This window comes from Priestia sp. SB1, assembly GCF_038898415.1.
This window is the reverse complement of sequence record NZ_JBBJSS010000009.1, coordinates 23,228-46,417: the sequence shown is the minus strand read 5'-3', so window position 1 is coordinate 46,417 and position 23,190 is coordinate 23,228. Positions and strand designations below refer to the sequence as shown.

General features: G+C 34.5%; 28 protein-coding genes and 1 pseudogene. 9 read left to right on the top strand and 20 right to left on the bottom strand.

Features of this window, described 5'->3' with window-relative positions; translation table 11 throughout:
• Positions 1 to 10: 10 nt before the first annotated feature.
• Positions 11 to 1,549, bottom strand: a complete 1,539-nt coding sequence (locus WKH56_RS28040; RefSeq protein WP_098112789.1) for an ABC transporter substrate-binding protein — start codon at positions 1,547 to 1,549, stop codon at positions 11 to 13.
• A gap of 291 nt (positions 1,550 to 1,840) precedes the next feature.
• Between WKH56_RS28040 and WKH56_RS28035 the strand changes: the two genes are divergently transcribed.
• On the top strand, positions 1,841 to 2,587 hold the full coding sequence (locus WKH56_RS28035; protein WP_048021418.1) for a gamma-glutamyl-gamma-aminobutyrate hydrolase family protein: 747 nt from the start codon (positions 1,841 to 1,843) through the stop codon (positions 2,585 to 2,587).
• Between the two features lie 140 nt (positions 2,588 to 2,727).
• On the opposite strand, the gene ppsA is transcribed toward WKH56_RS28035, so the two are convergent.
• The 3 genes from ppsA to WKH56_RS28020 all read right to left on the bottom strand — a co-directional run bounded on the left by ppsA (position 2,728) and on the right by WKH56_RS28020 (position 9,380).
• The gene (gene ppsA / locus WKH56_RS28030; protein WP_048021420.1) at positions 2,728 to 5,334 is read right to left on the bottom strand and encodes a phosphoenolpyruvate synthase; all 2,607 of its coding nucleotides are present in this window, start codon (positions 5,332 to 5,334) and stop codon (positions 2,728 to 2,730) included.
• A 369-nt stretch (positions 5,335 to 5,703) separates the two neighbouring features.
• On the bottom strand, positions 5,704 to 6,087 hold the full coding sequence (locus WKH56_RS28025; protein WP_033578688.1) for a hypothetical protein: 384 nt from the start codon (positions 6,085 to 6,087) through the stop codon (positions 5,704 to 5,706).
• Positions 6,088 to 6,377: 290 nt separating this feature from the next.
• Complete coding sequence (locus WKH56_RS28020) at positions 6,378 to 9,380, bottom strand: DEAD/DEAH box helicase (RefSeq protein WP_034264730.1); 3,003 nt, start codon at positions 9,378 to 9,380, stop codon at positions 6,378 to 6,380.
• 386 nt (positions 9,381 to 9,766) lie between these two features.
• Here WKH56_RS28020 and WKH56_RS28015 point away from each other — a divergent pair, with 386 nt between their 5' ends.
• The 3 genes from WKH56_RS28015 to WKH56_RS28005 are packed head-to-tail and all read left to right on the top strand — an operon-like array spanning position 9,767 to position 10,380.
• The gene (locus WKH56_RS28015; RefSeq protein ID WP_196299115.1) at positions 9,767 to 9,943 is read left to right on the top strand and encodes a hypothetical protein; all 177 of its coding nucleotides are present in this window, start codon (positions 9,767 to 9,769) and stop codon (positions 9,941 to 9,943) included.
• Positions 9,944 to 9,995: 52 nt separating this feature from the next.
• A complete protein-coding gene (locus tag WKH56_RS28010) occupies positions 9,996 to 10,196 on the top strand; it encodes a hypothetical protein (RefSeq protein WP_034264733.1) in 201 nt (66 codons plus the stop codon).
• The gene (locus WKH56_RS28005) at positions 10,189 to 10,380 is read left to right on the top strand and encodes a hypothetical protein (protein ID WP_342837117.1); all 192 of its coding nucleotides are present in this window, start codon (positions 10,189 to 10,191) and stop codon (positions 10,378 to 10,380) included. Before WKH56_RS28010 ends, WKH56_RS28005 begins: the two co-directional genes overlap by 8 nt.
• 39 nt (positions 10,381 to 10,419) lie before the next feature.
• Here WKH56_RS28005 and WKH56_RS28000 read toward each other — a convergent pair whose 3' ends face one another.
• From WKH56_RS28000 to WKH56_RS27965, 8 genes are all read right to left on the bottom strand, one after another.
• Positions 10,420 to 10,863: a hypothetical protein gene (locus WKH56_RS28000; RefSeq protein WP_221833557.1), complete on the bottom strand. Its 444-nt coding sequence runs from the start codon at positions 10,861 to 10,863 to the stop codon at positions 10,420 to 10,422.
• Between the two features lie 90 nt (positions 10,864 to 10,953).
• Positions 10,954 to 11,388, bottom strand: a complete 435-nt coding sequence (locus WKH56_RS27995) for a hypothetical protein (protein ID WP_063247206.1) — start codon at positions 11,386 to 11,388, stop codon at positions 10,954 to 10,956.
• Positions 11,375 to 11,884, bottom strand: coding sequence for a hypothetical protein (locus tag WKH56_RS27990; protein ID WP_063247205.1), 510 nt, complete (start codon positions 11,882 to 11,884; stop codon positions 11,375 to 11,377). The genes WKH56_RS27995 and WKH56_RS27990 overlap by 14 nt, the downstream gene beginning before the upstream one ends.
• Positions 11,885 to 11,961: 77 nt before the next feature.
• Positions 11,962 to 12,294, bottom strand: a complete 333-nt coding sequence (locus WKH56_RS27985) for a hypothetical protein (RefSeq protein WP_063247204.1) — start codon at positions 12,292 to 12,294, stop codon at positions 11,962 to 11,964.
• Positions 12,295 to 12,427: 133 nt separating this feature from the next.
• On the bottom strand, positions 12,428 to 12,805 hold the full coding sequence (locus tag WKH56_RS27980) for a hypothetical protein (RefSeq protein WP_063247203.1): 378 nt from the start codon (positions 12,803 to 12,805) through the stop codon (positions 12,428 to 12,430).
• Positions 12,806 to 12,818: 13 nt separating this feature from the next.
• Positions 12,819 to 13,025 carry an SMI1/KNR4 family protein gene (locus WKH56_RS27975; RefSeq protein ID WP_231099194.1) on the bottom strand — a complete coding sequence of 69 codons (207 nt, stop codon included), beginning with the start codon at positions 13,023 to 13,025 and terminating at the stop codon, positions 12,819 to 12,821.
• 252 nt (positions 13,026 to 13,277) lie between these two features.
• A complete protein-coding gene (locus WKH56_RS27970; protein WP_028413760.1) occupies positions 13,278 to 13,610 on the bottom strand; it encodes a YolD-like family protein in 333 nt (110 codons plus the stop codon).
• A 14-nt stretch (positions 13,611 to 13,624) separates the two neighbouring features.
• Positions 13,625 to 14,890, bottom strand: coding sequence for a Y-family DNA polymerase (locus tag WKH56_RS27965; protein ID WP_275211221.1), 1,266 nt, complete (start codon positions 14,888 to 14,890; stop codon positions 13,625 to 13,627).
• A 196-nt stretch (positions 14,891 to 15,086) separates the two neighbouring features.
• Here WKH56_RS27965 and WKH56_RS27960 point away from each other — a divergent pair, with 196 nt between their 5' ends.
• From WKH56_RS27960 to WKH56_RS27945, 4 genes are all read left to right on the top strand, one after another.
• Positions 15,087 to 15,647, top strand: a complete 561-nt coding sequence (locus WKH56_RS27960; RefSeq protein WP_028413762.1) for a hypothetical protein — start codon at positions 15,087 to 15,089, stop codon at positions 15,645 to 15,647.
• 35 nt (positions 15,648 to 15,682) lie between these two features.
• Complete coding sequence (locus tag WKH56_RS27955) at positions 15,683 to 16,252, top strand: hypothetical protein (protein WP_310884362.1); 570 nt, start codon at positions 15,683 to 15,685, stop codon at positions 16,250 to 16,252.
• 266 nt (positions 16,253 to 16,518) lie between these two features.
• Complete coding sequence (locus WKH56_RS27950; RefSeq protein WP_310884361.1) at positions 16,519 to 17,076, top strand: DUF3916 domain-containing protein; 558 nt, start codon at positions 16,519 to 16,521, stop codon at positions 17,074 to 17,076.
• Between the two features lie 47 nt (positions 17,077 to 17,123).
• Positions 17,124 to 17,348, top strand: coding sequence for a hypothetical protein (locus WKH56_RS27945; RefSeq protein ID WP_028413765.1), 225 nt, complete (start codon positions 17,124 to 17,126; stop codon positions 17,346 to 17,348).
• Positions 17,349 to 17,782: 434 nt separating this feature from the next.
• Here the strand turns inward: WKH56_RS27945 and WKH56_RS27940 are convergent, their stop codons facing one another.
• The 5 genes and pseudogenes from WKH56_RS27940 to WKH56_RS27920 all read right to left on the bottom strand — a co-directional run bounded on the left by WKH56_RS27940 (position 17,783) and on the right by WKH56_RS27920 (position 20,323).
• On the bottom strand, positions 17,783 to 18,214 hold the full coding sequence (locus WKH56_RS27940; protein ID WP_208732450.1) for a WapI family immunity protein: 432 nt from the start codon (positions 18,212 to 18,214) through the stop codon (positions 17,783 to 17,785).
• A 384-nt stretch (positions 18,215 to 18,598) separates the two neighbouring features.
• Positions 18,599 to 19,123 carry a DUF2695 domain-containing protein gene (locus WKH56_RS27935; RefSeq protein WP_310884360.1) on the bottom strand — a complete coding sequence of 175 codons (525 nt, stop codon included), beginning with the start codon at positions 19,121 to 19,123 and terminating at the stop codon, positions 18,599 to 18,601.
• 16 nt (positions 19,124 to 19,139) lie between these two features.
• Entirely contained in the window at positions 19,140 to 19,415 is a 276-nt protein-coding gene (locus tag WKH56_RS27930) for a cytoplasmic protein (protein ID WP_244303208.1), read from the bottom strand.
• 135 nt (positions 19,416 to 19,550) lie between these two features.
• Positions 19,551 to 19,907, bottom strand: a pseudogene (locus WKH56_RS27925) (barstar family protein); the annotation flags it as partial.
• Positions 19,908 to 19,984: 77 nt separating this feature from the next.
• On the bottom strand, positions 19,985 to 20,323 hold the full coding sequence (locus tag WKH56_RS27920) for an Imm8 family immunity protein (protein ID WP_034264762.1): 339 nt from the start codon (positions 20,321 to 20,323) through the stop codon (positions 19,985 to 19,987).
• Between the two features lie 353 nt (positions 20,324 to 20,676).
• Here WKH56_RS27920 and WKH56_RS27915 point away from each other — a divergent pair, with 353 nt between their 5' ends.
• Positions 20,677 to 21,357 carry a hypothetical protein gene (locus WKH56_RS27915; protein ID WP_310884359.1) on the top strand — a complete coding sequence of 227 codons (681 nt, stop codon included), beginning with the start codon at positions 20,677 to 20,679 and terminating at the stop codon, positions 21,355 to 21,357.
• A gap of 91 nt (positions 21,358 to 21,448) precedes the next feature.
• Here WKH56_RS27915 and WKH56_RS27910 read toward each other — a convergent pair whose 3' ends face one another.
• The 3 genes from WKH56_RS27910 to WKH56_RS27900 all read right to left on the bottom strand — a co-directional run bounded on the left by WKH56_RS27910 (position 21,449) and on the right by WKH56_RS27900 (position 23,123).
• Entirely contained in the window at positions 21,449 to 21,865 is a 417-nt protein-coding gene (locus WKH56_RS27910) for a hypothetical protein (protein WP_310884358.1), read from the bottom strand.
• Between the two features lie 86 nt (positions 21,866 to 21,951).
• Positions 21,952 to 22,485, bottom strand: a complete 534-nt coding sequence (locus WKH56_RS27905; protein ID WP_310884357.1) for a hypothetical protein — start codon at positions 22,483 to 22,485, stop codon at positions 21,952 to 21,954.
• 56 nt (positions 22,486 to 22,541) lie between these two features.
• The gene (locus WKH56_RS27900) at positions 22,542 to 23,123 is read right to left on the bottom strand and encodes a hypothetical protein (protein ID WP_310884356.1); all 582 of its coding nucleotides are present in this window, start codon (positions 23,121 to 23,123) and stop codon (positions 22,542 to 22,544) included.
• Between the last annotated feature and the right edge of the window lie 67 nt (positions 23,124 to 23,190).

Here is a 23,190-nt window from a genome sequence, read left to right as displayed (position 1 = left end):
TAATAAGATATTATTTTGTTAAACTCATATTGTAGAAAATTGGACCTAAATTATACTCATAGCCTTTTGCATTGTTAGAAACGGCATTGATGTTCACTTTATGACCAATAAGCGTGAATGGAAGCTCGTCCCATACGTATTGCTGGATGGCATCAATGTCACCGCGAGCTTCTTTAACAGAAGGAGCAGCTTTAATTTTGTTTAAGTAGTCCATTGATTTTTCAACTGATGTACCTTTTGTCGTCCAGAATCCTTGGAAGATGGTAGAACGAGCATTCCAGTCAACAGGATAGATGTCCCATTGGTTTGTATCACTCATTTTATCGCTGAATGTCGCCCAGTCGTATACTTCTAATTTTACATTCATACCAATGTCTTTTAATTCTTGTTGAACCACAACAGCTGTATTGTATTGATCTTGGTAATCGCGAGACGCCATTAAGCGAATTTCTTCTCCGTTATAACCAGATTTCTTCAAATATTCTTTTGCTTTTTTCTTATCATGCTGGTTATATTCTTCTTTTCCAGCTGTACTGTAGTAGTTTGGATACTCTTTGTTCACAATGGATGAAGAAAGCTTGTAATAATCTGAGCTTCCGTAAGAACTGTCTAAGATATCTTTTGAGTTAAGAGCTGCGTTAACTGCTTTTCGCGCATTGATGTCTTTAAAGACGCCTTTATCTGCGTTGTAGAAAAGTCCCATAAATCCGCCTGGTGATGTTTCTACTTTTGCATTTTGACTGCCTTCAACTTGTTTGGCATTATCGCTTGATACAGATAGCGCAACGTCAAATTGTCCGGTTGTAATACCAGAAATCCTAGTTGACTCATCGCTTACGAAACTAATCTTAATTTCATCGACGTGAGGAGTTTTCTTAACTTCGCGGCCTTTCGAAGAATAATCTTTAAATTTTTCTAATAAAAGATATTGATTTTTCTTCCACTCTTTTACTTTATATGGACCTGTTCCTATGTAGTCTTTGATCCCTTCATCAGATGCATTGTCAACCACTTCTTTTGGTAAAATAGCTGCTGCGGGGATTGGATCAGCTAATAAAGATAGCGTGTTAACATTTGGTGATGGTAAATGAAGCTCTACCGTATAATCACCGGTTTTTGTCATTTCAGCACCAGAGAAGTTTGTTTTCCCAAGGGATGATAGCTTAATCCAGCGGTTAATAGAAGCGACAACGTCATCTGCAGTCATTTCTTTACCGTTATGGAATTTAACCCCTTTTCTTAATTGGAACGTGTATGTTTTTTTATCATCGCTAATATCTACTTTAGACGCTAAGTCAGGCTTAGGATTTCCTTTGTCGTCTAAAATCATTAACCCTTCATAGATACTGCGCGTTGCATCTTTCACATCTGAGTCCCCAGTGATTTGAGCATCTAGCGTTGCTGGCTCACTTTGAGACGCGACGTTTAGCGTTCCGCCTTCTTTTCCTTCTTTTTCACTTGAAGTATTTTTACTTGCGTTACCACTGCAGCCTGCTACCATGAGGACAATGGTTAAAAGAGAGATGAAAAGTAAATAAGTCCTTTTCACTAAAATCACTCCTATTTCCTTGTATAAAATTTTAATCCGACTATAATAAGAAGAATAGTAGGAATGTGAACAATTGTAGCACTACCTTCTACCTTTGGCAATTAGTATTTTTGACACACAGAGGCTATTATACCATTTTCTATTAAATAAATATGGTATATATGTATGATAGTTGAATAAAAGAACCATTTATTTCTTATAAAGCAAGCGATTGAAAACACTCTATCAACGCAGTAAAAAAGAGAAAACATCTTAAGAAATGGTAATTTAACAAAAAAGGAGAAAACAACAGTGGGATTTTTAATTGGTATATCAGGAAGCATTATTGTGGATCAAGGAGGACGCTTTCCAGGCTATAAGCGAGCGTATGTGAATAACGACTATATCGAATCAACAGCGCTCAGCGGCGGAGTTCCTTTTATCTTGCCAGTACTAGAAGATGAAGAAATGATTAAAGCGCAGGCAGAAAGTATAGACGGGTTGATTTTATCAGGTGGACAAGACGTCAATCCCCTTTTATACGGTGAAGAACCTACAACAAAAACAGGTTCACCTTTTTTAGCACGAGATCAGTCTGAACATCTATTGTTAAAGCATGTGATTGATCAAGGAAAGCCCGTATTAGCGATTTGCCGCGGTTTACAAATTTTAAACGTTGCTTACGGCGGCACGCTTTATCAAGACATGTCAGACATTAAAGAGTCATTTATCAAACATGATCAATACAACAATACAAGCGACCCTTCTCATTCCATCATGATTAAAGACGGAACACACCTACATGACCTTTACGGTAATCAAGCTCTTATTAATTCGTTTCACCATCAAGCGATTAAAGACGTAGCGCCAGGCTTTGAAGTTTCCGCATGGGCAAAAGACGGAGTCATTGAAGCCATTGAAAAACAAGGAAATCAATTTGTAGTCGGCGTCCAGTGGCATCCAGAAATGATGGCAAAAGAACATATTTCAATGCTGAACTTGTTTAAACTGTTTATGGAGCATGTGCAGCAGACAGCTACGAAAAAAGTCAGCATTTGACGTTTCAATCTACTTTGTTACCAATATAAAAAAGGCAGGCCATTGTGGCCTGCCTTTTTGTATGAACTGAAGATGCGCAAAGAAATCTAGACAAATCTTCATCTATTAATTAGATAAAATAGTGCAAGTATTTTTGGCTTTTACAGTATTTCAATATACCCTTCTGTTCCATGTACGCGAATTCGCTGACCGTCTTTTATTAGCCGAGTAGCATTCTCTACTCCAACAACCGCTGGCAATCCGTATTCGCGGGCAATGACTGCGCCGTGAGTCATCAATCCCCCAACTTCCGTAACAAGCCCCTTTATTCCTACGAATAACGGGGTCCAGCTAGGGTCAGTAAAGGAAGTGACTAATATATCTCCATCTGATAGATTAGCTTTTTCCATGTTTAAAATGACGCGCGCGCGCCCTTCTATCACTCCGGAAGAAACCGGTAAACCTACAATTGCTTGGGGCGGGAGGTTTTCTCGTTTGTACGCACCTGTAATAATTTCACCCTGAGACGTAATCACACGCGGAGGTGTTAGCTTTTCATATAATTTGTACTCTTCTTTTCGTTTACTGATGATTTGGTAATCTAGTTTACGTGTGCGTACAACTCCTTGAAGTTCTTCAAACGTCAAATAGTATATATCTTCTGATTCATCAATAACGCGGGCTTTTACTAGCAGAGCGGCTTCTTTCAGGAGAGCCTGCTTATAAACAAAATAACGGTTAATCATCCCGTATTTGGGATATTCACGATAACCGATAAAATTTCGGAGGAGATCAATTCTTTCTTTTGTTTCTTTTGCTTTTTGTTCGCCATCGGGCAATTGCTTTAATCGACTTAATAGCTCTTTCTCTTTTTTAAAGGCTTCCTGCAAACCTTTTTCAAATTTTTGTTTGCTGGCGTTAGCCTCAAAGTTTTTGATATTACCAAGAATCACAGGGATAAGTGCAGCTGGCTTTTCGCTCCACCGAGTTTTCGTAATATCAATTTCGCCGGGACATCGCATTCCGTATTTGCTGAGATAATCATAGATAGCGTCTTTGGTTTCCTGTCCACCTTCTAACTTAACCAGTTTCTCCAAAAAGTTATCATCTTTTACATGTTTTAAATAATGAATGACTTCTGGATAAGGACGAATTACATCTGCGACATCCAATAGCGCCAGACCCATTTCTGAAGTAATATTGTTTGGTACAGATTGAGAAAGCGCGTCTGCTGCGTTTTTTTTACCTAACCATGTCTCCATTTTTTCATTAATCCATGATGAAGCATCCATAGCGGCCATAAACACAGCTGTACTTTGTGGATCAAATAAAATCTTCTTTAATATCCCGATATCTTCTGAAATAAAATCGACTAATTCCGGCCCTGACTTCGTTTGGATGGTTTGCTTCAGCTCTTCTATTGATGCTTGATTCTTCTTGATCAAGTCAGAAACGATCGTCAAGTCGTTTTCGATTTGTACCTTAGGCTTCGTAGGCGGCACGCTTTTATTGCTTTTACCGGAACTTTGATCATTAGATAAAGATTTTATGAAATCTCCTCGCTCTATTATGCTTGTAAGTGCGTCTTTCATGAGCGGATCATGCTGTCCCATGGCACCTAACATCATTTTTCTGCTGTCAGGTGAAGCCAGCATAGGGGTGACATCAACAAACAACCTTCCACCGGCTGTACGCATCGGTGCATTAGTCGTTAACAGAAAAAAAGACAATCCCAGTGGTTTCATGGCATCGGTCATCATTTGTTGGTGTCCAACAGATACATACACGTGATTTTCTTGATCAGCTGCTTCTGGAATTGGATATAAAGTAGTGATTGGACGACTTTGGATAATATAAAATGTATCATCAGCCAAGCACCACTCGATATCTTGAGGACAATCAAAATAAGCTTCAAGCTGTCTTCCAACGCGTTCTAATTGTAAAATTTGAGAGTCAGTGAGCGCTTGCGTTTTTTGCAGATCAAAATGAACTTCCTTGGTTTCTGTTCCACCTTCTTTTAATCCGTAGATAGCTACCTTTTTAGCTGCTATTTTTTTATCAACGATTTCTCCTTCTTGTACTTTATAGCAATCGGCAGATACGAAACCAGACACCAGCGCTTCTCCAAGTCCAAATCCTGCATCAATTGATAACAGCTTTCGGTTAGAAGTAATTGGGTCAGCGGTAAATAAAATACCTGAAGCCTGCGGGAAAACCATTCGTTGAACAATAACCGATGCGTGCACTTGACTATGGTCAAATCCATTTTTTATACGGTAGGTTACCGCGCGATTTGTAAACAGGGAAGCCCAGCATTTGCTAATGTGCTCAAGGATGGCTTCTTTGCCTCTGATATTTAAATAGGTGTCATGCTGACCAGCAAAAGAAGCATGTGGCAGATCTTCAGCTGTCGCACTTGAACGAACTGCATAAGCATGCTCTTCCCCAAACTGAGAGAGAGAATGAATAACTGCTTTTACAACGTCAGAAGGAATTTTTATTTCCATAATGGTTTGGCGAATTTTTTCGCTGATTTCACCAATTTGATCTCGATCATCAGCATTTAGAATCGTCAGCTGGTTCAGTAACGCTCGAAATGTTTCATTTTGTTCAAGAGCTTTTTGATACCCGGCCGCTGTCACACAAAATCCTTCCGGTACTTGTATTCCTTGAATTTTTGATAACGCGCCTAAATTTAAAGCTTTTCCTCCAACAAGTGAAAGCTGTGTATCTTTTATTTCTTGAAAGCTAAGAACTAAAGAGTTCATTCAACATCTCTCCTAACCGGTAATGTTTTATTGATTTTACCAGCAGTAAATGAGAATAAACAGTCTATATCGGCATTTTTTTATGTGGTATAATTAAAGTAGGAAGAGAAATACATACCTTTTTGTTTGCGGTTACATATTTAAAAGTTGTAATAAATAGCTTACCTAATTGATTCGTATCCTGTTTAAAGCAGGTAAGTATATGCCTAATAACGCTTCTATTCTTCCCTCCTCGTTTGACTGCAAGAGAATTTTTTTCAATGTTTTTAATCGCTTTATCTTCTCATACAGAATGAATTTCTTTTTACCCCTTCTTTCAGCTAGTCATCTGAAGAGTTTGGCCCATCAAATGACTAACTCTTTTTTTTGCTATTTTGAAACCATAGCGTTACGAATGTATCTCTTCGCTCGCTTTCTAGCAACTGTATAAACAATCATCTGCAGTACAAGCGCCGCAAGGCTTATGAGTACGATTTGCTCAACCGAAGTAACAGGCGAAAAGTATTTTTCCCATTTTGGATCAGGAAGTCTTAACGCGTTATAAAAATATGAAGTACTAAAAGAAACGATATTTCCTAAAATAAGTGACAAATCTGCTCTAATCAGCCCGCTTAGATAAGATAGTACGACTGTAACCATGGCCATGATTATATAGTTTATTTTTGAATCATCTTCAAAATCTTTTCGTATAGATAGATAAACATATGGAATGCAATAAATGGTAAAAATTATAAAAGGAAGTATTCTTCTCATATAGCAATCTCTCCAATATTTAGGATTCGACATAGTTCTCTATTATTATAAATTATTAGAGAGAGTTTTTTCCAGTTTTTTGCACATGGAGAGTGTGGAAGTACCTATACATAAAATGATTGTTTTTAGAATTGTTCCTTAAGGCAAAGTAAAAAAGCACTCACAGGAGTGCTTTTTTAAAGTATATTTACTTAAAATAATATATTTGTTTTAATTGAACATTCTCTGTTTACTAGAGAATATTGCGTTTTTATATACTACTGCTGCGCTCATAGGTTTTTAAAACAGTATCATAGATTGATATGGCTAACTTGTTCTACAACCTCTAAGTGCTTTGCAAATTCCTTATAATTTCTCTTAGCACTTAAACGTTTAAAATCACCTACTAAATAAAATTCAAGTTTAGCACGTGATACCGCTACATTCAGTAGATTTGGTTTTGAACAAGACCAGTCCGCTGCAGTGTCTGATTGTTTATCTGTTCCGACAACAAAATATACAATATCTGCTTCTTTCCCTTGAAAAGTATGAACTGTCCCAACAGAATTTACAATCCACCTATTTAGCTTGCGCTCATCCATATGCACCCATTCTTCTTTCAACTTAGATTTTAATAACTTAGTAATTTCTGTTTTCACTTTCGTAAAAGGTGTAATAATAAAAACACTTGGGAACTCGGCCTTTTTCTCTGATTCCTGAAGGCGCTGAAAGTGTTGTTTGATTTTTTCTAAGACGAATTGACCTTGTTCCTTTACATAATGTTTGTTTATGGCTCCACCATGACAGTCGTACCAAACACCAGCGCTTTGATCAGAATCCATAGCTAAAACCATTTTATTGTCATATGCAATTTCATTTGAAATAGAAAACATGGGATTGGCGCAGCGACGGTGAACCCAAAGTGGTATCCCAATTCGCTTACTATCGCCAGTATACGTTCCTATAGGATTTGCTAAGTCTGCTAGTCCCTGTACCGAAGCTTCTGGACCGATATATTGCTCGCCTATTTTAAAGCGCCTGCGGATATCGTTTAAAATGGTATCGTCCAAAGTAACAACGGGCTCAATTTGAATAGGATCCCCTACAATTATTGAACGTTTAGAACGCCATAATGCACCTGCAGCTTGCTGTGGAGAAGCTTGTCCAGCTTCATCGATGAATAAATAAGAGATAAAATCTTTTTTAATTCCTTTGTACATTTGAGAAAAGCTGGCAAATGTTGTACTGATGATTGGCGTTATAAGATGTATTACATCCCACATGTTTTCAGTTTCGCGAATACCTTCACTTGTATTTAAGTCAACTTCGCTACGATTAGCAAAAAGCTGAAGAGGGCGCTCTAAAGCTTGTTTATTGTAGATAAGAAAAAGCTTGTGAAGCTGTAAGGCCTTTATAAACAACAATCCCCGTTTGAAATTTAATGAGTCTGTCTGCCAAATAATATCCTTTTGACGTTTTTCATATGCTTCATCAGTTTGTGCCCAATGTGCATCAGTGGAAAGCTCTAATCTTTCTTTTTTAAAGGACTGCTGTAACATTAAAAAATGCTGTTTTTTCTGTTTAAGAGAATTCAATTCCGCTTCTAAGGTTTTAAGCCTTGATAAGCTTTGATCTTTTAATGCTCTTAAATCTTTTACATCTTGTTTAAGGTTCTTTGTTTGAATATCTTCTTTATTAAATAACCTTGTCAGAAAATTAGGCTTTGGTAGCTTTTTTAGTTCTTCTTCTTTTACTTCTATATCAGCATATATAGTACCAAGGGGATGTTTTATTTCCTGTATCATTTTTGTATACTTACATATCTCCAAGTCTATGTCTTCTACAACGTCCGGGCTCTGTTTTAATATCTCAATGTATTCATGTAAAACTTGTTTGTCATGCTCGATTTCTTTATATAAATTTGTAAACTCTTTTACTGCATCCAACCAAGATGAAGGAGCTAGATTTTGTACTTCTTTATCTAGTAAGTTTATAATCGTATCAACTTTTAGGACATCTGCTGCTTGGGTTTGATTGCTTTTCTTTCCGAGTGCTACCGATATTGGTGCAAAAATAATGTCTTCTGATTTCTGGGCTTCATAAGGCCCAAGAACTAATTGTTTTGAGAGTTCTTCAAAAAATGCTAGTTCTTTAATCTCCGCTAGATAGCTGTTGTCATTTTGGTTTTTAACTTTCAAATTTAATTCTTCTAATTTTGGTAAGTCTTTAGAAATATTTTCAACCGCTCCATTGTTACTTGAAGCAATGACCATTTTAAATTTTGTTAATGGCTCCTTTAAAAAAAGTTGATTTCCCTCAAATGCTTGCTTAGGATCAGAAAACTTCGCCATTTCAGTAGCACGATTAACGATAATTTGTGCAAAAATATCCTTTAATAATGTTGTTTTCCCTGTTCCTGGGGGCCCGTTCACTGAATTTATTCTTTCGTTTTCATTAAGAACTTGGTTTACAGCTACTTGCTGCATTAATGATAAACGATATTCATTTGTTGAAGGCCATCGCCCAGCGGGCAAGTTTTTTGGATCAAGAGCATTCTCAATGGCAGCACGATTTTCGTTAATATTAAGAGCTAATTTGCAACCTTCTAAAAAGTTTTTCAACGTTTCATTTGGTGTGTCACCTAAAATAAGTTCTAAATCGTTCATGTAGAAACTTGTGAAGTTTTTGGATTCTAAGGAGTCCTCTTTCTTTAAAATAGAAATTTCAATATAATTCTCTGCATATTGAACTGATCGTTTTGCAAAACGATGAAATATTTCATCGTATTTTGTTAGAAGCTGAAGAATTGCTGATTCACTCACTCCATCTGTAAATACAGAATTAGCCAACTCCTCCCATTCCTTCGTCATTAATACGTATTGTTCTGAAAACTGTCCAATGTTATAACCTCCGTTCTTCACCATTTCTGTTGTAATTAAGTGAAGCGGTGGAATAAACAGCGACTCTTCAATATATTGACCGTTTTCATCCAATGAAAAAGTTAAACTAAAATTTTTATTCCACTTAGCATTAATAATTTCATCTGTAATTCCAAAGTGCTGTCTTAGAAATTTAACAAGATCGTTTTGTACGTAACAATCTAGATAGTATGTAAAAACTAGACTATCTTTTGCTGGGTTAGTTAACTCTACTTCTTTCCATAACTCTTCTTTTATGTTTACTTTGCGAACCCGTGGTTGATCAAATGTTTTCATACGCTTCCCTAATTTAATACCAGGGACTGGAGGAACAACTCCAGGGCTTAAATTTTCAGCAAAATGCCATGCCTTTAATATATTTTGTGTATTTGTCATATTATCAACCCTCTTTATTGTAAAGAATTTGCACGTTCAGCTTACAACGAATAACATATAATTAATTAAATGTCTTCTAGCTGTTGTATTTAGATGTTCACTTGCTAAAGTTATCTATAAAGGTTCATGTGTTAATACAAACTATTTTCATGAAGTATAATTATGGAGATGTATACTAATAATCTACCTTTTTCCACCATAATTGTAAATGAAAGAAGGGTTTTAGCTAATAAAGATTAAGTCTATGGATATCATTTTTGTAGTGTAAATACAGGTAAAAAAAGAATTTGCACATATCGTAAATTTATAAAGCCTCTAAAAATAATTTATCGCATTCTTTTTGAAAATTTACCTTAGGTTACTGTTGAAGATGAAAGGTTGGTAATATGTCAGAGAATGAAAAAACTATAGAAAAAGCTATAAACAATACAAAAGCAAGTTTTGCGGTAGAAGGCTTATACCTTTCTGATTCGGAAGAAAGACTCATTCAAAAAAAGATAACCGGTCAATTTTCAGATGAAGAATTTTTAAGTGAGGTAAAGAAATTAAATAAACTAGAGTAAATTCATAAGATGTATATTTCTTAGAAAAACCGTTAACAGGAGTGGTGCTTATATGCCAAGTCGCGAACAAAAATTAAAAAAGTTTTCTATCGAAGAGTTACGGGCAAAATTAAGCGAAGAGCTTAAGAAAAACCCGCCACGTAAAATCGAGAGTGATAAAGATGGCACAATTATATTAGATCCAAACAACCCTCAGGATTGTGAATGGTACGATAACGATGATGCTTATGGCGGATATAAAACTGATGACTAATTATATTATCTTTTTTTCATGGTTTTTAGTCTTATTTCTTCTATGGATTACCGTCTCATTCTTTGGAGGTGAAAACGCCCAGCGGTGGTCTATGTATCGTTTGAATTCTCATAAATATGGTCCGTGGGCTTTAGAGTTTTCTCTTCTGCTTTTGCTTGTAGCTTTCCTATCCTTAATGTTTTGAAAATGGATTTTAAGGCGATAGCTAGGTTATAAAAAAACGTTAATCTAATTCTTCAGCCAGGACCCAAGGGCCTTCTATCTCAAAATTCAGTTGAAGTACGGGTCTGGCAAATCCGCCAGGGACAAATTCCAAATTTTTAGAAAAGCCAATATGTAAATTATTACTTATTTGGATTGCATCATCTGAATTTATAATTTCAAGAGGTGTTTGAAGAGATACCTTACCTACAAGATGATAACAGCCAATATAGAAGTGTAGCCCATTTTCTTGAGGATCAAAATGTGATAAGTGATTACATTGAGAAGGATTAATACCTAGTTGGTAAAAAAGCTGAAGCTCTATCTCTGATCGTGACTTCATAGCTTCATAGAAGTTTAGACAATATAGACAATCGCACAAATCCCACTTCTTCAAATACTGTTTTTTTGTTTCTTCAACATCAATTTCTAAAATCCAATTATTAATCTTTATAGTTTGATACATAGTCTTCACTTCCCATACTTAGGCTATTTAGAAGTTACCTTCAGCTACAGAATTCTTTAGCTTAATTTATAAGCTGATTAGAAAGATAAATTATAACGAATTAGCAAAAGCATCTAATAATTCTTCACCTTTAGTTTCTGCTTCTGTCTCATCAAATTCTTTCTCTTCTATCCATTGTTGGTAATGAACAATCTCGTGAGCCATACTGCGGAGTATAGCCCAAAGAGCATCAATTTCTCCCCTTTCCGATACTAATTCTTCATAGTCACCAGTAGCAATTCGTATATAAGGTTCTATCGCTTTATCATATGGTGCAAAGAAAGTAGCGCTTACTAGCTCTTTAGAATATTTATTTTTAATTTGATAATCCTTTTTTAAATACACAACAACTCTTACAGGAAATTCTATCGTTGAACGTAACCAGACTGCAAAGTTTAAGCAAGACTGTCTAACTGCTGGTTCTACACCTTTCTGACATCTAACCCTCAATCCTGATCGAGGACATTGTACCCTAGCTCTTCTCATTTAATTTCACCTTTAGTTTCTTAATGGCTCTTAATACTTCACTCCTGTTTTTAGCAAGCTTCATCCACTTTGGAAGTCGACTCTCGACACTTAAATAATAGGGATGTGATTCCCTGAGTTCAGCTTCTATATAGTTTTCGATATAATTTAAATGTTCTAGGTTTAATCCCCATAAGGTGTTTCCACTGCATTCGATTTGTAAGTAGAGCGGAAGTTGAAAATACCAATCACAGGGGTCTCCAATTAAGATTACTTCATAATTAGCTTTAGGTTCATACGAGACTCTTGCTTTTCCATAACCGTTCGCTTTTATAACTTTGTCTTTTGTTGCTCCGCAAGCAGTACAAACAAACCTTCTTCTGACGTTAGCGACATAGGGACTCGGATTATCTAAAGCTATGACGCTTGCACAAGAAGCACAATGTGGACAAACGACTAGAAACTCATCCCCTAACTCTATAAGTGTTTTATTTTTATTTAGAACTGTTTTTTTCAAGACGTTTCCCCTTTGAATTTATTCATTCATATTATCGAAGCGATGAAACCACAACATAGATTTCATTTAATTCTACATTAATCACCAGCTGCAAATACTAATTTATTTAGCTTCAGTGCTTCTAAGCAAAGACCCTTTAATGCTTCAGCAAATGTTTTCGTTTTCAGATTTATTTCCGTTGGCTGTCGACAGGTAGTCTTTAACGCTTCACATACCTTTATTAATTGATTGATTTCTTGTACAGAAAACAACTTGTCACCATATTGATCTAACCCTGTCAACAATTCAAATGAATCCCTGAATTCTCTTGCTAATAGATAGTCGTGTACTCTTTCCTCAAATTTTACACATTTAGTAGAAGAAGCAGCTTCTTTCTTATTATTAACGATATAGAAATCGATTCCTACCATAAGGACCTGCCTTTCTCTACATTCTTTCTAAGTTTAATAGGTACTAAAAAAAGAGGACAGCTAGGTAGATATTAAACTACTATCTGTCCTCTTCTGACCGTACTCTTATCAAAATCGTTTAACGAAGCCATAATTAAGTAACATCTTCTACAAACTCTTTTAGAGAATCATACATTTCTAAAGCGTCCCATTCACCCATACCATGTTCAGCTGTGAAAACTGGATAATCTTCATTCGCTATATCAATAAAAAGCGGGTCACCGCCGATTTCTTCATCATACCCTATGACAAACCAGCTTTCTTGCCAATCTCCTTCTTGATTCCCTATAAGGGAATTGGCTTCTAGATCTTCTCTATAGCCTAATTGTCCATCTAAAAACTCGCTTTTAAGATAGATATAATAAGGAGTAGAAAGAATTTCTCCCACTTCATCTTCAAATTCTACTTTCACCGACGTACCTGGAAGTGCTTTAAGAATTTTATAGATTTTCTCTATATCCGGCTTTATCATTTGCTTCTCCCCTTTAATGATCTGTATGATTTATCGTGGCCATTACCCATTCTTCTAAGCTGTCTGCTATTACTTCGCGCTGTTCCCAATCGTGCCAAAAGGTGATAATTTGGCCGACTTTTCCTCCTTCAGCCGGATCCAAGTCTATACAAATATCATCTCCTCCCCCATTCGTGGCAATCGAAATCCAACGCGGGTTCCACCACAATTCTTTTTTCACTGGTCCAACAGGTTCTACTTCTGGAAAATCTTCAAATTCTCCTCCGTCTAAAAGCTCTTTTAAGGTTTTGGGGGAAGGTTAGTCCCACCTTTTGTTCAACCGCTGTTCAAATTCATGCCAAAACTGCTTCATTTTAAAGGCCTCCTTATATAACATTACTAAATGAATCTATGAAAATAATCCTGTACTTTTTAAGCTTACACTAATTATGTATGGAAATCTTATGTAAATAAACTGTTTTATTATTTTCTACTACATGAAACGAACATCAATTAGCTCGCTTAACCTCATTTTGTTTGTTTGCTTACATCCTTCATCTATAAAAACAAAGACACCTCCTAGAGAATCAACAAATTGAATAATTCCTGTTTCCGTTATACACTGCCCATGCTTGTAATACGTCAGGTACACTTTTTTATGTGTATGAAGCGCTTCAATCAAAGTGAAATTAATCTGTTCCATTTGATCTTCTGTTAAAAAAGGTTGTGGTATTTCTGCTTGTTTTTTTATAATTTCCTGTAATCCTTTGTATTGCTCTGGCATAGTGGCGAACGGTCGCCATTTTTTCATTCCTCTGTTCTGCATAGCAGCTTCCTCCTTTATGCTTTATGACCTCCTAGAAGGCCGTTTCGATAACGAGCCGTTGAATGATCGAGATAGCTTGAGGCCCGTAGAACGCTATTCTTTCCATAACGAAGACGAATGTCATCGATCGTTTTTGCAAGTGCATAGGCTTTTTCCCGCTGATTAATATCCTCAAATAAGCTCATTTGTTCTTCTTCTTGAATGCGTGTGTTCGCCAAGGAAATCCCAATGGAACGAATCGGCATTCCGCTATCATGTGTATGTAAGATGGTTAAACAATACGGAAAGATATCTTGGCTTAAATTCGAAGCTCTCCTCATTTTCTTTTGTCTTGAGAAGCCTCCACCTGTTCGTTTGCTGTAACCAATGGATAAATGAACAGTCTGAGCCACTACTTGATGCATGCGTAAACGAAAACATACATCGTCTAATAGCTCCAACAGCAATAACTCCACTTCTTTTCGGTTTGTATAATCATGGAATAGAATCTGACTTTTTCCAAATGAACGAGAGCTAGGAATGTACACATCAGAAATGCGACTGTAATCAATCCCATTCGCGTGTTGATGCAACTCTTCACCCAGAATGCCAAATTCTTTTTGTAACATCTCCTTTGAAGAAAGAGCGAGTTCTTTGATGGTGTGAATGCCTAACCGTTGTAAGCGTCTTTCCGTAGCAGACGAAATTCCCCAGAAATCCTTCATCGGATGAATGGACCACAGTTTAAAGGGAATATCCTCATATCGCCAATACGCAACTCCTGTTGGGCTATTCTTAGCCTCATGATCTAAGCTCACTTTTGCCAGTAAGAGATTGGGACCGATGCCTGCGGTAGCTGTCAGCCGTGTCTTACGGTAAATCTCGTTGATGATTTTATGAGCTAATTCTTCTGGTGTTTTAGCGAATAAATGCAACGAAGCTGTCGCATCAATAAACAACTCATCAATGCTGTACGCATGAAAATCTTCAGGAGCCACATACTGTAACACCAAACTAGAAATATAGTTCGAAGCTTTGATATACCTCTCCATAGATGGATTCACGACATGGATATCTTTTCTTTTAGGAATGTCGAAAAGACGACTTCCTGTTTTGATTCCTTTTTTCTTTAATAAAGGTGTGGCAGCTAACACAACCGATCCAGACCGTTTGATATCTCCTACCACCGCAAGCTTTGTTTTCAGCGGATCTAACCCCCGTATGACAGAAGAAACTGAAGCAAAAAATGCTTTCATGTCGATGCATATAATGACTCTGTTTGGTAGCTGGGCATAATCCATTGAAAGAACTCCTTAGATAAAGAACGTTTGTTCTCTATTATATGCGAACAAACGTTCTTTATTCAATGGAAATTCTAAATTTTTCCCGATTATTGCTATCACTTGCATAGAATTTATTGTTACATTAACAGAAGTAACTACTACATAACGTAATAGTAAGAGTTCAAAAAGACTAAACCCTAAAGGGGGATAAATGTTGAAAAAAGAATATTTTGTGCAATATTCAGACCAAAGTATAATTGATAGTTTTGACTTTCCAGAAGATAAATTTGTATCTATTACTGTAGGGATTAGGGACATTAATCATGATCTAATCATCTCTTTAGTTCGAAAAATGTTTGGTTTACCTGTTTTTTTTGTTTTAGACTCAATGCTCTCTGGACATGGAAAAGAAACATTGATTAAAAATAAAATTCCTTTTTATGAGCATTCATTAGATGGTGCTATTATTAAAGTTGATTCTGAAGAAAAATTGAGCCATGTTAGTGGATTAGCAGAAGAATTAGTTAATAATGGGCTGAGTATATTCATTTTCTACGGAGAAGGTATTGTAGAGCAGGATTTAATTCCTTCGAGACAATGGAATAAACCTATAGAATTTAAAAATGTCGATATAGATAAAGTCGATACATTTGTGGATGTGGAAGAGGTTGGATTTACGATATTCAGTAAGAGTGATCTATTTAACTCACCTGGAAAAGTCCAAAATTATATACCTCGTAGCTACTCACTTGATATTAATAGCAGCGATATTTAACATTTCTAAATTAAAAGGAGGAGGGTTCGTAGTCAATGAAGTATAAAAATAATAAGAGTATACTAAAAATGTTAGCTATCATCCTTCTTCCTATAGATCTATTCTTTTATCTTTTAGCACTAAAGAGCCTATACGTTTTCTCTTCAAAGGTTTCGATATATTTTCTGATATTTGTTCTACACTTTATCTATTTATACATAGTCCTTATAACCGTTAGCAAAACAAAAGAGTCTAAAGTTTTTTGGGGAGTAATTGGGCCGTTTTTTATTGTACCTATAGCAATCGTTGGGTGGTTCACGTTCTTTTATACTAATAAAGTTGACTATTATGATCTAAGTTCCCCTAAGAATACCCAAAAACTTATTATTGGTTATTCTAATTGGAGTCTTGGAGAAACTAATCATTACTATAATTTTTATAAACAAACGGAATTCCCTTTGGTGAAAAAACGAATAAATCAAGAACCTCTTCATGTTATGACACGAAATACGGATATGAGCGATTTAAATGTTTTAGGAGCTCATGATGCACAATGGGGAAATGAACAAACAGTAACTTTTACATCTCCATATCTAAATAAGAAAGTAACCTTGAATTTAAAGTAAGTACTTTTTTCTACTTAAACAACAGAGTTGAGAAAAAGCCTGTATCTAAGGAGATCCAGGCTTTTTATTTTCTAGTTTAGTTACCATAAGTTTGATTATCGGAACCAAAAAACTTTTTTTGGATTTTAAGGTGCATATTCACTAAAAAAATATGTGAATATGCAAAAATTAATATAAAATTAAGTCTGTCTAGGTAATGTTATAGACAGAGTTTATAAATTTAACATGGAAACTGAGAAAAAGATTAATTGGAGGAAAATCAATACATGAATCAATGGAACCAGAATTGTTATTCAAAAAAGAAAGTAAGAGGCTTAGGAAGAAGGCTTCGTACTTTTTCAAAATATCTTAATGAACAAATTGATTCTCTACCTGTACAGAATAATAAAGATCCAAATTATAAAGGATATACCTCTCTTCATATTCCTTTTAGTATGTTTTTTACCCATTCAAAGAATGTTCCAATTAACGTAAAAAGATATTTTGTACAGAAGATTGTTAATAAAATACAATATCTTCTTGACATACGAACGGAAACGCAAAAGGAATATCGCATATTTTGTAGCTTTAATTCATCCGATTTGGACGATTCTGTTATCCTAATTTTATTTACTAAAAAAGGGATGGATAGCTTCTATGAAGGTTTTTTTAGTACAGAGATAGATGAAGCACCTTTTATACGTTTACACCAAACCCAAAATCTTGAAAATAAGTGGAAGATAAACATACCTGAAGGATTAAGCGTTAAAGGCTATAAACCGATTGGTGCTGAATATGAATATGAGAACTGCGACGAAATATGGTTTATCGGAAGGTTAAGTTAAATTATAAAAAGCATAGAAAATAAATACACTATAATACATAAAAGCAGGTGGAAAGGATTTTCATACCTATATTAGTTTTATTAATTGGTTTGTATCTATTAATCTCAGGAATTTTAATAGTTGTAAAAGATAAAAACACAAAAGGAAAGACTAAGAAAACTTTAGCTTTTTTAGCAGTAGCATCGGATATAGTAACGGATCCGGTCTCTTCTTCAGGGTTCCGTATTATGCTTGGTGCTGTTTTATTAGTAGCTGGATTGGTTCTATTATAAAAAATATCTATTGGAAACTAATTATATTTTAAAAAGGTTCATACCTATAATAGGTATGAATTTTTTTATTATTTACATAGCACCCTCATTTTGGCACTATAAATTTCATTTTTACGTTTACTCTGTAAAGATCTCTCTTATTCTGCAAAAAAACGTTCGTAAAAGTTATTGAATTCAAGTGCACGTTCGCAATTTGTTTTTTGACTTAAACGAACAATAAAAATGATAGATTTATTACATAAAAGAAAAGTCCGTAAATGTATACCTTTACGAACTTTTGCTTTTTATAGGATAGCCGAAAGCTGTGTTATCATTGATCTCTTTAAAACAATTTATTGTATATACACTCTTAGTTAATGTAGGAAAGATTGTGAGAAATAAAAACACCAAGGTACTTTACCCTACCTTGGATTTCCTTTTTTTTATTAATTATCTCAGCTAATATCCCTATATTGACTCAAAAATGTTTTTAATTCATTTAACGTAGCTAAGATAAAGCTTTGATCACTTTCTATTTCAAACTGCAGTACGTTCTCCAAATAAGGCTTCTCTCTATAATAACCGTGGATAACGACTTGACCTAGATTATTAAATTCAAATTCTATTTGAAGAGACGTTTCGTAGTTTATAAAAGTGGCTGTGCCTTGAAGGGTATTATAGCATTTGTTTAATGCTTGATAAAATTCATACATATCGTTTGTAGTGAACCACAATTCTCCTAATACATAGTAATTCCCAGTCTTTATTTCAACCGTTCCTTCAATATCATAACCTCCGAAATGACTTTTTTTATTGGAAAACTCATATTTCTTTTCTGACTTAATTTGAATAAAGCCCTGTTTACCTTCAATTTTAATTTGATTCATTATTGCATCTCTTTTCTGATAGTACTTATATCTTTATTAAGATAATTGAATACCATGTTTTATTTTCTCAATCCATTCTTGAATTTGTCTATTGTCGTAGAAATATATATCGGGTTCAATCTCTAAATCGATGCCTAATAAGAAAATAAAGTATTCATGTAATTGATTCTCATTTAAGGAAAGATTACTTCTATTATCTAGATTTTGAACCCATTTTTAGGCCCATATATTAAATTGCTCTCTAGATATCTCTCCTTTGAGAACATCTTCTAGCTTATTTATCAAATCTTTGTTTGTTGGCTGACTTTCAAACATTCGTTTCACCTTTTCGAAATAGATATTTATTAAAGTTAGTAAAATAAAGACTTTCAGTAGTACTTTAACCTAATCGATCACATTCATAAGAACTTCACAATCACAAAAACCACCATGGTTTTGTAAGGCCTTTACTAACTTAGACTTTTTGCTTCTTAACACGTTTATATCCAACCACTCTCTGGTATAAATTAATGTATGATTACAACCATATGATTCTAATTTTTCTTGTAGGTATATTTCTAACGATTTTAATTGCTCTGATGTTATTCCAAGCTCTTTCCATTGGTTTCCGTATTCTTTTAGCATAGCTAATCTTTTTAATAACTTTTTATCTTTTTCGTCAAGAGATAGGGCATTCTGAAGTGCCGTTAAGGCCTCGTTATAATTTAATAGATATTCTTCAGCCTCCGATAGCAATTGCCAAGCTAAAGCATTGGTAGGGTGCTGTTTAACATAATTCTTTAAACCTTTTCTTGCTACTAAAAGATGAGGAATGGCCTTTTTTGAGGGAGCTCTTCTTTGATAAGACCCTTGCATAGCTAATTTTTGTCCTGTGATTAATTCAATCCGTAAATCCAATAAACTATCCATCTACGTACCCCCTTGTTTAAAACCAATATGCCTTCATTCCCCTTAAGAATTCTTGGGTAATGGGGAATCCAGAACTGTAACCTATTACAGAATCAATCCCGCAGTAAGGACAGATAGCTGTATCATCGTCAGTGTCAATCCATTCTTCAATTTCCATCGAATCAAACATTTTCAAACAGTAAAAACAGCCGCATATTTGATCTTGTACTAAATTCTCCTTATTATTCTTACAAAATTGATGTGCTCTTTGGAAATTCTGTAATGCTTTATCCTGCTTTTCTAGTTGAAAGATATTTACCAGCTTTATTCCTGCATTAACAAGTCTTTTTTGAAATATCTCCTTATGTATATCACTACATTGAAAAATAATATGAAAAGGAGTTGGTTCCGTAGGAAAAGAATCATAATATCTACCTTCCGTCCATTCTTGAATAGTATTTTTAAAAATATCGATTAAAATTTCAAAGGTTTTCTTCTTCCCTTTAAAAATGAGATGTGCGTCCATAATGAATAAGATGTATTTATCTGCAGGAAGCCAATCTAGATCATTTAAACATTCGTCAAAAGCAGCCCAATTTTCTCCAAAATAATCTGGGAATTGAAGCGCAGCAGCCCATTCATCCATTAGACCTGTGATATTCCTACACTTTTTTCCCCTAATTACTTTGAATTCTGTCTTATTTAATTCCCTAGCTTGAACCTGTAAGTTAGATAATGATGTTGTATCTCCTACAGCTATATGAAAATAAGGAGCCCCTAACTTAATTAATTGATCTAAATTCATTCTCTGCCTCCTTTGAATATATATGTAAAATAATCCTGTTAACTTAACCTTAGTCTTCGTAAAAGGAATCCCAAACTTTACGATTCATACTCTCTAATAGCGTATCGACTAACTGCAAGTAAGCATTCTTCCCAACTTTGTCTGCTGCAATGTAGGAGTAATTTCTTAAGTCGATCTTCTACAGCCTTAATATTAAAATCATTCATAATAAATAAGCCTCTGCCTGTTTCGATTTCTTGGTCTTTTAGCATTGAACTTAGTCTACAGGGGCTCGTAACATATATTGAAAATACTTCTATTGGGCTTTTATGTCCTTTTATTCCAATGTCAGCTTCTAATTTGACGTAAAAATCGTTATGATTCTCTCCCCATTCATCATCTATAATTGTTAAATCATATAAATGTAGTGCCAGCAATATCTATCATTCTCCCTTCTATACCAAGTAATCTAGTACTTATTCAAAATCATCAGGACACCAAATGGCGATATTATCGCCTGGGGTTGCTACTAAAAGCCAATTACAACTACCTCCTGCAAAATACTTCCCTATTTTTACAGGTTTTTTCAAGATTCATTATAGATAATTCCTTTAGAACAAAAATTTGTTTATAAGTAGAATAACAACAAATGTTAAATGTGTATATCCTATATAGATTTAGCTGCTATAATCACGATTCTCAGTAGTATTTCTAAAATTAAGGTTTAAAATAGTAGTTAAGCTAAGTAACATTCTAGTCGTATTCATAAACAAGAAGGGATACCATTTAAATGTTTAATATTCATATTATAGATTGGGCAAAAAAAAGGCCTAAAAAACATTACAACAACTTACATGAACTTAGAATTTTTGAATTGATTTTCTGTAAAAAATTAAAGGAAATCGGCTTTAAAATAGATGAAATAAATAGTATTACTGTCTATTGCTTAGCCAATCCTAATAAGGAAGTGTCATACTCAGAGGAGATGGCTATCCGAGATATTGAAGTATTTCTTCCAGATGACTATATGTTATTTATAGAGTTAGAGTCTATTGAAGAAAAATACGAAGCATTTTGTCACATTGTTAGGAGTTATATCGTCCCGTGCTTAGAAAATTACTCTTCATTTTCCTTAACAACTATAGAGAAATATGTAGAAGAGTCTTTAGAAGAAATAGTTAAACAAAATTATGAGGCTGTTTTTTTAGTTGCAAAAACGCCTAAAAAAAGCCCTAATCGAAAGCTTTTGGCAATGTTAAAGGGAATCCACAGGTGTTCAGGCTTTCAATTATGGTGCGAGGTTTATGATGAAAAAGGATTAAGAATAATTAATCAACTATTAGTAGAAGAAGTCGGAAATGAGGTTGTGTACGCTAGGTTCTTAGGGAGTTTGAAATGGGAAAGCAATCAATTAATTACTATTAAATCAAAAACAAGCAGTTGGACAAAGGAAATCCATATCTCTTCATAAAGTATATAATCTTATTATTAACACAATGGGTCCTTATAACAATTAGCAAAAAGAGAGGGGTTCTAAAAAAAATCCTTCTCTTTTTGAATAACTATCTAAAGTATTCGTTATCAATAATTGGTGATTCCTTAACACCTAAAACTTCGATACTGTTACAATAAAAATCGATATCTTGATCCTCTACATCACGTACTTGAAATCTAATATTTTCCCAACCTCTATCACGAAGATCTATTATCTCTAATATAGATAACTGTAAAGCTCCCCCACTCGCGTATAGTTTGAAATTTCCTACGCTATAAAAATTCATACTAACTTCCTGAAAGGTATGAGCACCTTTAGTTTTTAAAAGAAAGACTATATGTAAATTAGTTTTGTTCTCTTCATCAAACAATAAACTGTTTCTATACTCTGTAAAGTACCTTACTTCTATAATATATTTTATATCTAAAAAAGAAAAATCTGGTGAAAGACTAGTTAGCAAATGAAAGTTTTTTATTTTTAACATTTTAATAATCCCCTATTCAATATAACTTTTCTACAGCTTCCATATATAATGAGTTATTTGTGTTGCCATGGTGGATTTCTCACTAGCTACTCTTTAATTCGCATGATTGGATCTTGATCGTGAAATCCTACACATAAAGGAACATCAACTTTTATGTTTTTTACAGCTTTCGCAAAAGCTACAAGCGTTCTTACAATTAAAAATAGCGTTATAATCTTTGCTTTTTCCGTAGCATCAAAACCGTTCTCTTGATAAATCTGAGCAAACTCTTTGTTACTATGCCCTTCAATTTCGTCTATCCAATCACTAGCCCAGTCATCATCTTCTTCAATGAGACTACTGTATCCATCGCAAATAAAAAATGTACTTTCCCAACCATTATCCATATCATATTCAAAATAAATGGCTCTTGCAGTCTGTTCATTTACTATATGCACAGCTTCTTGAAGGCTACTCTTTACTTGCATTTGAAAAGTATCTAAATTTATATTATGAATCCGTTCTGCTTCATTACCTTCCACTTGAGTAGAGCATAATTCATAATACTTAGCTTCTATTTCTTCGTATGATTTCTCAAACAATTCTGCTTGTAGTTCTTCCAAGCAATCAAAGATATTCATTACGTTTCTTCCTTTCCATAAATACCATCTAGATAATAAAAGTTAATGATTGATACTTACTGTCCAGGTAATTTTCTACGTTTTTTTTGTGTATATATAGAATCTGATCTTGAAGACAGTACCTGTACTAACGCACATTCATATAATTCTTTTAATATATCGCTCTCCGCATAAACCTTCATATATTCAATACCGTTAGAGGCTGAAAAGCAAAGGCCGACTAGTTTTTCTTTCGTAACTACATCTTTACAAAATCTAATAGCTGCAGCACTTTCTCCTGAATTAGGATTTTCCCAAATACTAGGATCATAACAGGAAGTGAAAATGTTTAGCTTCTTAAGCTTTTCTGACTCTAGAAAGATTAGAATTGAACCTCTCTGCCATCCTGTTGCATTCCAAAATTGTTCATATCCTTTGATGACTTCCTTTTTTAAATCTAGTTTGTACTTGTTACGAGTAAAAGAAAGTATATCGGTACACTGTTGAAATAATTCTGTATCTTTTTTAAGACCATACACATAGCATTCTTTGGCACACAAGAGCAGTGGACGGAGAATCAACTCATGTGCTGGAAGTGCTTCATTTTCTTCATAATCGTAGTATCCATTTGGGATTAATCTAACAAAAAAATGATTCAAAAAAGCGCCACCTTTCAACAAAAAATCAATTATTTTAATGGAACAAATATTGACTATAAAATCAGCG